This is a genomic window from Kitasatospora sp. NBC_00458, from assembly GCF_036013975.1.
Taxonomy (GTDB): domain Bacteria; phylum Actinomycetota; class Actinomycetes; order Streptomycetales; family Streptomycetaceae; genus Kitasatospora.
In genome coordinates, this window is record NZ_CP107904.1 from 5719476 (window position 1) to 5731558 (window position 12083).

The following is a 12083-nucleotide window of genomic DNA, read 5'->3' on the forward strand; positions in this document are numbered from 1 at the left end:
CCGCACTCCCGCGCTCCGGCACCGGGTGTCCTCCGGGCGTCAGCTCAGCTGGGGCAGCACCTCGGAGCCCAGCCGGGCGATGTTGTGGAGGGTGGCCCCGTGGTCGCCGCTGCCCTCGGCGAGCAGTGCGAAGCGGCGGATGCCGGTCCGCTCGGCGGTGGCCAGCAACCGGTCCGCGCACTGCTTCGGCGTACCCACCGCGTGCAGGTCGCAGAGGAGTTCGGTGTACTCGCGCGGGTCGCGCATCTTGCGTTCCCGGCCGTCCACCGTCCGGTGCGCGCCGAGCCCGTACTCGAACCAGCCGGGCATCGCGCGCAGCAGGGTGGCCCGGGCCGTCGAGGTGCGGTCGTCGACCTGGGCCACGCCGGCCGCGACGTGCTGGCGGGTGACCCGGCGCAGCTGCTCCTCGCCCCGCCCGGCGGCCAGCCAGGCGGAGCGGTACAGCTCCAGCATGTGCAGCTTGTCGTCGTCGCCGGAGTGCATGCCCAGCAGCATCGGCAGGCCGCGCTCGGCGGCGTTCCGCACCCCGCCCGGCGAGGTGCAGGCGACCACCACGGGCGGGCCCGCCGCCGGGCGCCCGGCGGCGGTGAGCTCCTCGCCGGGGCCGTCGGCGTCCTGGCGCTGGCGGGGGAACCGCAGCAGCCCGCTCCGGTCGTCGAGGCCGAGCCAGGCTCCCAGGTCGGGGCGGCGGGGCGGCTCGGTGGCCCGGGGCACGACGGCCACCTCGGGGAAGCTGAACTGCGGGCCCGACCCGCCCACCCGGGAGCCCCGGAGCCAGCGCAGCAGCAGGTCGAGCCGCTCGGGGAACCCCTGCTCGAAGGCGTCCACGCCGCCGCCGAACACGTCCAGGTCGATCCAGGGCCCGCCGCGCCCCACCCCGAGCGTGAACCGCCCGCCGGAGGTGAGGTGGAGCAGCGCGGCCTGCTCGCCGAGGGCCACCGGGTGGGCGGTGGAGAGGACGCTGACGGCCGTCCCGATGCCGATCCGCCGGGTGCGGCCGAGCAGCAGCGCGGCCAGGGTGGCGGCGTTCGGGCAGACCCCGTACGGGACGAAGTGGTGTTCGGCGAGCCAGACGCTGTCCAGTCCCGCGCGTTCGGCCTCGACGGCGGCGCGGACGGTGCGGTCCAGCGCCTCGCTGTGGGTCTGGCCGGGGAACTGCGCGGAGAGCAGGAACGCGCCGACCCGCACCGGGGCGGTGTCCGCGGGTGCCGTGCCGGCCCGCTGCACGGTCGGGGCCGGGGTGCCGGCGGTGGCCGTGGCGGTGGCGGCGGCGAGCGCCGTGCCGGGGGCCGGCGGGCGGACCCCGACGGGTCGGCGGGTCTCGGCGCGGGCGCTGGTTCTGGTCATGGTGAGGGCCTCCTCGGGTGCGCGCAGGGTTTGCGGGCCCCGCCTGTCCCCTCGTGAGTAGCCGATGTCATGTGCCAATGGCACGCCGAACCACCAATTTCCCAGAAGAACGGGTGGATATCACGAGAAACACCGGAGCACTGCGCGATGCCGTGATAGAGACCCGTGCGGCGGCCCCCGGCCGTAGGCTGGAACGGTTCCGCGACCACCGTAGAGAGGTAGCCCGCCGTGTCGCCCCGCCGCAACCGGATCAAGATCGCAGCCGACCACGAGCCGGCCGGGCCGGCCGCCCCGACGGGGGGTTCGCTGCGCCGCACCGAGAACTACCAGGGCGAGGAGTGGGTGGTGCAGACGGTGGCCGGCACGGCGGGCCGGCACTACCGCTGCCCCGGCTGCGACCAGGAGATCCCGCCCGGCGTCGGCCACGTGGTGGCCTGGCCGATGCACGGTGCGGGGGTGGACGACCGCCGGCACTGGCACCGCGCCTGCTGGGGCGCCAGGGAGCGCCGGGCCTCGAACCTGCTCCGGGGCCGCGGAGCCCCCAAGTACTGAGCGCCGGGGCGTGTCCCGGGGGCCTCTGAGGGCCCCCGGGCCGCCTGCCGGGCCCGCCCCGGGCCCGCCGGGGTGCGGGGCGGCTCGGCGGCCCGTGGGCCCCGCCGTCAGGCGTCCCGCCGCTTCAGCACCAGCGCGCCGCCGACCAGCGCGGCGACCGTCCAGGCCAGGCAGATCGCGAAACCGGCCAACGGCCCGTACGGCTGGCCGTTCTGCTCGTAGACCAGCAGCATCCGGGAGCCCGCGTAGTCGGGGAAGTAGTGGGCCAGCGTCTTGACCTTCGGCACCGCCGACAGGATCGGCGAGAGCAGGAAGAAGAACGGCACCAGCACGCCCAGCGCCAGCGTCTGGTTGTGCAGCATCGCCGTGACGCCGGCCGAGAAGAGGCAGAGCATCGTCAGGTAGAGCGCGGCTCCGAGCACCGCGCGCAGCACGTTCGGTTCGCCGAGGCTGGTCGAGTGGTCGCCGAGCAGCGCCTGGCCGACGAAGAAGGTGACGAACGCCGTCACCAGCGAGACGGCCAGGGCGAGCGCGCCCAGCACCACCGCCTTGCCGGTGAGCAGGGTGCCGCGCTGCGGGACGGCGGCCAGGGTGACCCGGATCATCCCGGTGCTGTACTCGTTGCCGACCGCCAGCACCCCGAAGACGATGATCGCCAGCTCGCCGAGGATGATGCCGGAGAAGGCGGTGCCGGTGGCGTCGAACGGGCTGTCGTCGCTGCGGAACTCGTCGAAGTTGTTGTTGGTGAGCAGCGACAGCAGGGCGCCGATGCCGAGGGTGACCACGAAGGTCAGGGCGAGCGTCCAGACCGTCGAGCGGACGCTGCGGATCTTGGTCCACTCGGACTGCAGGACCGCGGGGAAGGACGCCATCTCAGTTCTCCTCGGTGCTGCGGGCCGCCGGCTGCGCCGCCTTGCCGCCCTGCCAGTCGGCGCCCCAGGCGCCCGGTGCGCCGGCCGCGTCGCGGCCCGGGCCGTCCCCGGCGTGGTACTCCACCGAGTCGGCCGTCATCTGCATGAAGGCCTCCTCCAACGAGGCCTGCTGCGCGCTGAGTTCGTGCAGCACCAGGCCCTGGGAGGCGGCCAGTTCGCCCAGCTCGGCGAGGTCGCCGTCGACCACCTCGTACGAGCCGTCCGGGCCGGGTTCGTGCCGCAGCCCGGCGCCGGCCAGGAGGTCGAGCAGCAGCTCGGGCTGCGGGGTGCGCAGCCGGACGGCGGAGCGGGAGTTGCGGCGGATGAACTCGGCCATCGGCAGGTCGGCGAGGAGCCGGCCCCGGCCGATGACCACCAGGTGGTCGGCGGTGACGGCCATCTCGCTCATCAGGTGGGAGGAGACGAAGACGGTCCGGCCCTCGCCGGCGAGGCGCTTCATCAGGTTGCGGATCCAGAGGATGCCCTCCGGGTCGAGCCCGTTGACCGGCTCGTCGAACATGACGATCTCCGGGTCGCCGAGCAGTGCGGAGGCGATGCCGAGCCGCTGGCCCATGCCGAGCGAGAAGCCGCGGGCGCGCTTGCGGGCGACCGGGGTGAGCCCGACCAGGGAGAGCACCTCGTCCACCCGCCGGGCGGGGATGCGGTTGCTCTGGGCGAGCCAGAGCAGGTGGTCGCGGGCGGTGCGCCCGGGGTGGACGGCCTTGGCCTCCAGCAGGGCGCCGATGTACTTGAGCGGTTCGCTGAGCTGCCCGTACCGCCGGCCGTCGATGGTGACGCGGCCGCCGGTGGGCCGGTCCAGGTCGAGGATCATGCGCATGGTGGTGGACTTGCCGGCGCCGTTGGGGCCGAGGAACCCGGTGACCACGCCCTGGGGCACCTTGAAGCTCAGGCGGTCCACCGCGAGGGTCTTTCCGTAACGTTTTGTCAGCTCGTGCAACTCGATCATTCGCACTCCCTTACTCTCCGTCAGGCTATGACAAACCGGACAAGGCGGCTCGCTGAGTGGGCCCGCCGGGCGCACCGGAATACGGTGTGCCCATGACCCAGCTCCCCTCCGCAGTGTCGGTCCGCGAGAGCGGTACCGGAACACCTCTCGTGCTGCTGCACGCCTTTCCGCTCAACTCCGCCATGTGGTCCGCCCAACTGGACGAGCTGCCCGGACCGACCGGGGACGAGGCCAGGGTGATCGCCCCCGACCAGCGCGGCTTCGGCGGCACCGCGCTGGGCACCGACGAGCCCTCGCTGGACGCGGTCGCCGACGACGTCGCACTGCTGCTGGACGCGGCCGGGATCGACCGGGCGGTGCTCGGCGGCCTCTCCATGGGCGGGTACGTGGCGCTGGCCTTCGCCCGCCGCCACCCGGACCGGCTGGCCGGGCTGCTGCTGGCCAACACCAAGGCCACCGCCGACACCGGGCCCGCCCGGGCGAACCGGGAACGCATCGCCACCGCCGTACTGGCCCGGGACAGCGTCCGCCTGCTGCTCGACGAGCGGATGGCCGCCGGGCAGCTCGGGCCGGACTCGCAGCACCTGGTCGACCGGGTGCAGGCGCTGATCGCCGCCGCGCCGCCGGCCGCCGTCGCCTGGGCGCAGCGGGCCATGGCGGCCCGGCCGGAGACGCTGGACGTGCTGGCCGGGGTCCGGGTGCCGACCACCGTCGTGGCGGGCGCGGAGGACGGGCTGATGCCCCTCGCCGAGGCCGAGCTGATGGCGCGGGCCCGGCCGGAGGCGGAGCTGACGGTGCTCCCCGGGGTGGGGCACCTGAGCGCGATCGAGGCACCGGAGGCGTTCGACGCGGCGGTGCGCCGGCTGCTGGCACGGGTGGCCGCCGGATGAGGGACGAGCACGAGCGGGCGGACGCCGACGGCTGGGACTTCTCGGCGCTGGAGGTGACCGGCCGGATCCCGGTGACCAACCGGGGCGAGGGGTTGCTCGAACTGACCCTGGAGCCGCTGGGCGAGGACTACTGGATGCGCCCGGGGGAGACGTTCATCGTCACCTCGTACGGGGACTACGGCCCGGGGCACCCGTTCGAGGTGCAGTACTGGCCGGACTCGGTGTCGGTCTGGTGCACCTCGTGGTTCGGCACCGTCTCGGACGACGACGGCAACCAGCTGAGCTGCGGGTACCAGCGGCCGGACGGCGCGTACCCGCGCTGAGCCCGCGCCGCGCGGCGGGCCCCGTCGCGCGGCGCCCGCCGCGGCCGTCCCCGGGCAGCACGACGGGCCCCCGCCCCGGAGGGTGAGGGCCCGTCGGCTACGCGGTCAGCGCGACTGCTGGGCGGGCACGCCCAGGGAGTCGTCGCCCGGCAGCGAGGCGGCGGCCACGGCCGCACCGGTCAGCGTCGCCAGCATCTCGCGGACGTTGGTCAGCTGGGCGTTGATGCTGTCGCGGCGGTTGGTGAGCGCCGCCAGCTCGCGCTCGGACTCGCTGCGGATCCGGTCGGCCTTGGCGTTGGCGTCGGCCACGATGTCCTCGGACTGGCGCTGGGCCGTCTCGACGGTCTGGCGGGCGCGGCGCTCGGCGTCGGTCCGGAGCTTCTCGGCCTCCAGGCGGAGCTGCTCGGCCCGGTGCTCGATCTCGGCCAGACGCTTCTCGGCCTTGGCCTGACGGGCGGCGAGGTCGCGCTCGGACTGCTCGCGGCGCTTGGCCAGGTTGGTCTCGAACTCCAGCGCGGCCTGGGCGGCCTTGGTGCGGGTCTCCTCGAAGAGGGCGTCCGCCTCCTCGCGCTTGTTCTGGGCGTCCTTGTTGGCCTCGGCGCGCAGCTGGGCGCTGTCGCTCTTGGCCTTGTCGACGATCCGCAGACCCTCGTCCTCCGCCTTGGCCTTGCGATCCTTGGCGTAGTTCTCGGCCTCCGTGCGGACCTGCTGGGCGGCCGCCTCGGCCAGCTCGCGGTGCTGCTCGGCGGCGCGGTGCGCCTCGTCGCGCAGGTCCTTGGCCTCCTCCTCGGCGAGCCGCAGGATCTTCTCGACCCGGGCGCCGAGACCCGCGTAGGAGGGCTCCGCCTCGGCGACCGCCGCCTGAGCGGTCTGGGTCTCCAGGTGGAGCTCCTCGATGCGCTTCTCAAGGGCGCTGATCCGGGTCAAGGCACTGTCACGGTCGGCCACCAGCTTGGTGATCCGCTCGTCGACCTGGGCGCGCTCGTACCCACGGCGCACCAGGTCGAAGCCGTGAGGGGAGTGACTGTCGCTCATGGGGTTCTGGGCTTCCTGTCGTCAAACCGCTGAGGTGGTTGAGGGAATCCTGACACGGTACCGGAGTGTCGACGGCGAAACGCCGTTGTCTCGCGGACAATGTCCGCTCAATCGGGTGGTGCGCTCTTGGAGCGATTGCCACCGGACCGGGGAGCGCCAACTCCGGCACCGGCCTTGGCACCCCCGTCCTTCTTGGTGTTGCTTCCCCCGTTGGTCTGTGCGACCGGTGACGGTGCCTCGAAGGCCTCCAGGGCGGACAGCACGTCCTGCACCCTGGAGATCTCGGTGTTGATGTCCTTGCGGCGGCGCACCAGCTCGTCCAGCTCGCGACGGCCCTCGTCGGTGACCCGCTTCGCCTCGGCCCGCGCCTCGTCGAGCAGCCGGTCGGCCTCCGCCTTCGCCAGCTCGATCTGCTCGTCCGCGGCCTCGTCGGCGGCCCGCAGCCGCTTCTCCACCTCGGACGCCGCCGAGTCGAGCCGCTCCTCCGCCTCGTCCTGGGAGGACTTCAGCTTCGCCTCGGCCTTGATGATCAGGGCCTCGGCGCGGTCGGTCGAGTCGGCGAGCTTGGTCTCGGCCTCCTTGAGCAGGCCCTCCGCCTTGCGGACGGCGGAGATCCGGACCTTGCTGGCCTCCGCGGACGCCTCCGAGGTCAGCTCGTTGGCGCGGTCCTCGGCGGCCCCGACCAGTGCCGCGGCCCGCTCCTCGGCCTCGGCGACGGTGGCCACCGCCTGCTCCTCGGCCTCGGTCAGCTGCTCCTGGGCGGCCGTCACCAGCGCGTCCACCCGCTCGCCGGCCGACTTCATGGCCTGCGCGTTCTCCTTGCGGGCGCGCTCGTGCAGGGCCTCCACCTCGGCGTCGGTGCGCTCGCGCAGCTCCTCGGCGCGCTCGCGGATCGCGGTGGCGTCCCGGCGGGCCTCGGAGAGCAGCGCGTCGGCGTCGGCCCGGCCCTTCTCGACCGCGTCCTGGCCCGCGGCCTCGCCGGACGCGACCAGCCGGTCGGCCTCCTTGCGGGCGGCGGCGACCATCGCGTCCGCCTGCTCCTCGGCGGCGGCGGTGGTGGCCAGCGCGGTGGTCTGGGCGTCCTCGCCGAGCGACTCGGCGTCCGCGAAGGCCCTCTCCAGGACCGACTTGGCCTGGTCCCGGGTGGCCTTGTCGAACTGCTCGGCGGCCTCGCGCACCTCGGCGTCGAACGCGTCGGCGCGGGCGTGGGTCGCCGCGTCGTACTCGTCCGCGAGGGAGCGGGTGGCGAGCGCGTACTCCTCGGCCTCGGCGCGCAGTTGGGCGGCGAAGTCCTCCGCCTCGGCGACCAGGCCGGCCGACCGGTCCTCGGCGGCGGCCACCGTCCGGGCGGCCAGCGCCTCGGAATCGGCGCGCTGCTGCGCGGCGGCCTCCTGGGCGGCGCGCAGCTCGGCCTCGGCCTCGGCGCGCAGCTGCTCGTCGTAGGCCTGCGCCTCGGCGTGCCGACGGGCCAGTTCGGCCTCGGCGGCGTCCCGCTCGGCGGCCAGCTCCCGCCCGGTCTGCTCGCGCAGGGCGGCCGTCTCGGCGGCGGTCCGGGCGCGCAGGTCGGTGGTCTCGCGGTCCGCGAGGGCGCGCTGCTCGGTGGTCTCGCGGTCGGCGGCGTCGTGCAGTTCGGCGACCGCGCGGTCGGTGCGCTCGCGGAGCTCGGTGGTCTCCCGGTCCGCGAGGGCCCGCTGCTCGGTGGTCTCCCGGTCGGCCGTGTCGCGCAGTTCGGCGGCGGCCTGCTCGGCCCGCTCGCGGACCTCGGCGGCCTCCCGCTCGGCGGCGGCACGCAGCTCGGCGATCTGCTGCGAGGCGGTCTCGTGCAGGCCGGCGACCGCCTGGCGGACCTCGGCCGCCGCCTCCTCGGCGGTCTCGACCAGCGCCGCGGCCTCCAGCTCGGCGGCGACGATCAGGTCCTCGCCGTCCAGGCGGGCCTGCTCCAGCACCTCGCCGGCCTCGGCGCGGATCGAGTTCGCGGTGGCGCGGGCCTCGGACAGCTCCCGGCCGGCCTCGGCGCGGACCGTCCCGGCCTGCTCGTCGGCCAGTGCCAGCTCGGCCCCGGCCCGCTCGCGCAGCTCCGTGGCGGCCTTCTCGGCCTCGGTCCGGAGCCGCTCGGCGGCGGCCTCGGCCGCCGCCAGCGACTGCTCCGCCTCGGCCTGGAGCCGGGCGGCCTCCGCCGCGGTGTGCTCGGTGAGTTCGGTGGCGGCCTGCTCGGCTTCGGTGCGGACGCGGGTGGCGTGTGCGTCGGCGGCCTCGCGCAGTGCGGTGGTCTCGGCCGCGGTGCGCTCGGTCAGCTCGGCGGCGGCCTGTTCCGTCTCGGCCTGGAGCCGGGCGGCCTCCGCCGCGGTGTGCTCGGTGAGTTCGGTGGCGGCCTGCTCGGCTTCGGTGCGGACGCGGGTGGCGTGTGCGTCGGCGGCCTCGCGCAGTGCGGTGGTCTCGGCCGCGGTGCGCTCGGTCAGCTCGGCGGCGGCCTGTTCCGTCTCGGCCTGGAGCCGGGCGGCCTCCGCCGCGGTGTGCTCGGTGAGTTCGGTGGCGGCCTGCTCGGCTTCGGTGCGGACGCGGGTGGCGTGTGCGTCGGCGGCCTCGCGCAGTGCGGTGGTCTCGGCCGCGGTGCGCTCGGTCAGCTCGGCGGCGGCCTGCTCCGCCTGCTCGCGCGCGGCCGCCGCGGCGGCCAGCTGCTCCGCGGTCTCCTCGCGCTCCCGGTGCAGCCCGGCGGAGGCCTCCTCGCGCTCGCGCCGGCTCTCCTCGCGCAGCGTTTCGGCGGCGGCCTCGGCCTCGGCCCGGCTCCGGGCCAGCTCGGTGTCGGTCTCGGTGCGCAGCCGCTCCGCGTCGGCCACGGCGGCGTCGCGGACGGCGGTCGCCTCGGCCTGCGCATCGGCCCGCAGCGACTCCGCGGCGGCGCCCGCCTCGGCGCGCAGCTGCTGGTCGAACTCGTTGGCGGCGCGGCGCAGTTCGGCCGTCTCGCGTTCGGCGGCAGCCCGGTTCTCGGCCGCCGCGGCCTTGGCGGCGGTGAGCGCGTCCTGGCCCTGCTGCCCGGCCGTGGCGGTGATCTTCGCCGCCTCCGTGCGGGCCCGCTCCAGGGTCTGCTCGGCCCGGCCCTGGGTCTCGGCGGCCTGCTCCTTGGCCTGCTCGCGGAGCCGCTCGATCTCGCCGGCCGCGCCCGCCCGCAGCTCGTCCGCGTCGGACTTGGCCTTGGTGAGCAGCTCCTCGGCGCTCTTCGCCGACTCCTCGATCTGCAGCACGGCCTGCCGGCGGGCCTCGCCGCGCACCCGGTCGGCCTCGGCGGCGGCCTGGGCGCGCAGCTCCTCGGCCTCGGCACGCAGCCGCGCGGCCTCGTCCTGCATCTCCTGGATCCGCTCGCGGATCGCGGCGGCGTCGTCCAGGGCGGCGTTCTGGGCGGCCTCGACGGCGGCCTGCGCCTGCTCGCGCAGCCGCTCCGCCTCGGCGGCGGCCTCGGTGCGGATCCGCTCGGCCTCGGTGGTGGCCCCGGTACGGGCCGCCTCGGCGTCCCGGCCGGCCCGGGCCAGCATCTCCTCGGCGGTCTTGGCGGCCTTGGCGAGGTGGACGGCGGCGTCCTCGGCACCGGCCGCGCGGCCGGTCTCCTCGGCCTCGCCGCGCAGCCGCTCGGCGGCGGCCTCGGCCTGGGCGCGCAGCTCGGCGACGTCCCGCTCGGCCTGGGCGCGCATCTCGGCGATCGCGGCCTCGGCCTCGGCGCGCAGCTGGCCGGCCACCGACTCGGCGGTGGCGCGCAGCCGCTCGCTCTCCTCGGCGGCCGCGGCCTTGGCGGCGTCCGCCTGGGCCTGCTTGGTGGAGGCGTCGGCGCGGATCGCGTCGGCCTCCTTGGTGGCCTGGGCGACCATCCGGGCCACCTCGGCCCGGGCGGTCTGCGAGCGCTGCTCGTTGGCGGCCTCGCCGTCGGCGGCCTTCCGCACGGCGGCGGCCTCGGCGTCGGCCTGCAGCTGTTCGGCGGCGGCCTCGGCCTGGGCGCGCAGCTCGGCGGCCTCCTGGCGGGCCCGCTCGGCCTCGGCGATCGCCTCGGCACGCAGTCGCGCTATCTCCGCCTGGGCGTGGGCGAGGGCCTGCTCGGCGCGGGCCTGCTCGGCGGAGGCCTCCTCCTTGAGCCGGCCGATCTCGGCGTGCGCGACGGCCAGCTGCTGCTCGGCGGCGACGTGCGCGGCGGCCAGCTGCTGCTGGGCCTCGCCACGGGCGGCGTCGACGTCGGCGGCGGCCTGGGCGCCGGCCTGCTGGGCCTGCTCGGAGGCGGCGCGCAGCATCCGCTCGGCGTCGCTGTGGGCGCGCTGGAGGGCCGCCTCGGCGGCGGCCTGGGCCTCGCCGCGGGCGGCGTCGACGTCGGCGGCGGTCTGCGCCCGGGCCTGGTCGGACAGGGCGGCGGCCTCGGCGCGGGCGCCGGCCATCAGCCGGTCGGCCTCGGCGCGGGCCTCCTGGAGGAGGCGCTGGGCCTCCTGCTCGGTGCCGGCCCGGGTCTGCTCGGCCCAGTTGACGTTCTCGTTGACGTGCTGCTCGGCACTGCGCCGCAGCTCGGCGAGCTCGTCCTCCAGCTGGCGGCGGCGGGCGGCCAGCTCGGCCTCCAGCCGGGCGGTGCGCTCGGCGGCCTCGGCCATGATCCGCTGGGTGGCGGCCTGGGAGTCGCGGAGCTGCCGCTCGGCGTCGGCGCGCAGCTGCTGCGCCTGCATCTCGGCGGTGCGGAGCATCTGCTCGGCCTGGCCGGACACGGCGTCGAAGGCGCGCGGCTGGGCGAGCATGCGGCGGGACTCGTGCAGCTTGGCCCGGAGCACCTCCACCTGGTAGGCGAGGTCCTCGGCATGCTCGACTGCCTTGTCCCGTTCCTTCCGAGTCCGATCCATGTCGGCCTCGAACTGGGAGAGGTGATCGTCAACCTCGTAGCGGTCGTAGCCCCGCACTCCGCGGTCCCATCCATCTCCTGGTCGCGTCCTCGACCCGGCCGGTCCGGTGCTCCCGTTGTCCGGGCGCTGGTCCGACTGGTCCTTGCATCCGCAGTCGTGCGGACGTCCCCGGTCGTGCCGGGGGTGCCCGCTGCGGTGGTGGGAGTCCTGGTCGCGGGAGCGCGGTCGGTCCGCGTTCCCCCGTCCGGGTGGACTCCTGGGCGAACTCTTGCCTTGTGGAGAATGGTGACAGATCCGTCTTGCGACTGTTCAGCCGTGCCCGCGTAGTGGACTCCCCTGCGACGGGCCTCCCGCCGGGGCGGACGGGCCTGTCTTCGGCCGTGCCCGTCGTCCCCGTCCCCCGGAGTCTTCGCGCACCTGGGCATTGTAGTGGGAGCGCCTTGCGGGGGAATGGCCGCGTGGGGGTTTTCCGGGTCGCCGGGTGAGGTTACTGACGGGTCATGAGCCCGGAGGGGCCGCCGGGAGGCGTCGGACGGGCGTCGGACGAGCACGGGAAAGGGCCCCGGCCGGGCGCCGGAACCGGCCCGGGGGCCGGGTGCCGCCCGGTGGCGGCACCCGGAACGGCTCAGTGCTCCCCGTGCCCGCCCGGCTTCGCGGCGGTGACCAGCTCGGTCAGCACGCCGCCGCAGTCCTTCGGGTGCAGGAAGGTGATCCGGGAGCCCATCGAGCCGGTCCGCGGCTCCTCGTAGAGGACCCGGACGCCCTTGGCGCGGATGTCCTCGGAGTCGGCGTCGACGTCGGCGGTGCCGAACGCGATGTGGTGGACGCCCTCGCCGTTCTTCGCCAGCCACTTGCCGACCGGGGAGTCCTCCCGGATCGGCTCCAGCAGCTGGAGGTACGAGGCGCCGCCGTCGCCGGTCTCGTTGATCCTGAGCATGGCCTCGCGGACGCCCTGCTCCTCGTTGACCTCGCTGTGGAACACCTCGAAGCCGTAGGTGGCGCGGTAGAACTCGACCGTCTTGTCGAGGTCGTGGCAGGCGATGCCGATGTGGTCGATGCGGGTCAGCACGGTGGCCTCCGGAGGCGGGGCGGGTGACAGGACGGCAACAGTGCAGCGTATGCAGGTCGGCAGCGCCAGTGGTCCCGGTGCGAGCCTGCTCACACGCAAGGCCCGGCGGCGGGGTTCACCCGGA

General features: G+C 75.4%; 9 protein-coding genes. 3 read left to right on the forward strand and 6 right to left on the reverse strand.

Annotated features, from left to right (window positions below; all coding sequences use genetic code 11):
• Positions 1-39 precede the first annotated feature (39 nt).
• Entirely contained in the window at positions 40-1188 is a 1149-nt protein-coding gene (locus tag OG550_RS23895) for an LLM class flavin-dependent oxidoreductase (protein WP_327684094.1), read from the reverse strand.
• Positions 1189-1575: 387 nt separating this feature from the next.
• On the opposite strand from OG550_RS23895, the gene OG550_RS23900 reads away from it, so the two are divergent.
• On the forward strand, positions 1576-1899 hold the full coding sequence (locus OG550_RS23900; RefSeq protein ID WP_327680751.1) for an ATP/GTP-binding protein: 324 nt from the start codon (positions 1576-1578) through the stop codon (positions 1897-1899).
• 107 nt (positions 1900-2006) lie between these two features.
• Here OG550_RS23900 and OG550_RS23905 read toward each other — a convergent pair whose 3' ends face one another.
• Together OG550_RS23905 and OG550_RS23910 are read right to left on the reverse strand one after the other, a co-directional pair.
• Positions 2007-2771, reverse strand: coding sequence for an ABC transporter permease subunit (locus OG550_RS23905; RefSeq protein ID WP_327680753.1), 765 nt, complete (start codon positions 2769-2771; stop codon positions 2007-2009).
• A gap of 1 nt (position 2772) precedes the next feature.
• Entirely contained in the window at positions 2773-3777 is a 1005-nt protein-coding gene (locus OG550_RS23910) for an ATP-binding cassette domain-containing protein (RefSeq protein ID WP_327680754.1), read from the reverse strand.
• Between the two features lie 92 nt (positions 3778-3869).
• Here OG550_RS23910 and OG550_RS23915 point away from each other — a divergent pair, with 92 nt between their 5' ends.
• Positions 3870-4667 (forward strand): alpha/beta fold hydrolase, encoded by a 798-nt coding sequence (locus OG550_RS23915; RefSeq protein WP_327680756.1) that lies wholly within the window; start codon positions 3870-3872, stop codon positions 4665-4667.
• Positions 4664-4990 (forward strand): hypothetical protein, encoded by a 327-nt coding sequence (locus OG550_RS23920; protein WP_327680758.1) that lies wholly within the window; start codon positions 4664-4666, stop codon positions 4988-4990. Before OG550_RS23915 ends, OG550_RS23920 begins: the two co-directional genes overlap by 4 nt.
• A gap of 105 nt (positions 4991-5095) precedes the next feature.
• On the opposite strand, the gene OG550_RS23925 is transcribed toward OG550_RS23920, so the two are convergent.
• From OG550_RS23925 to mce, 3 genes are all read right to left on the reverse strand, one after another.
• Positions 5096-6025 (reverse strand): cellulose-binding protein, encoded by a 930-nt coding sequence (locus OG550_RS23925; protein ID WP_327680760.1) that lies wholly within the window; start codon positions 6023-6025, stop codon positions 5096-5098.
• Positions 6026-6132: 107 nt separating this feature from the next.
• The gene (locus OG550_RS23930) at positions 6133-10890 is read right to left on the reverse strand and encodes a hypothetical protein (RefSeq protein ID WP_327680762.1); all 4758 of its coding nucleotides are present in this window, start codon (positions 10888-10890) and stop codon (positions 6133-6135) included.
• Between the two features lie 625 nt (positions 10891-11515).
• A complete protein-coding gene (mce, locus tag OG550_RS23935; RefSeq protein WP_327680764.1) occupies positions 11516-11959 on the reverse strand; it encodes a methylmalonyl-CoA epimerase in 444 nt (147 codons plus the stop codon).
• Positions 11960-12083: the final 124 nt, after the last annotated feature.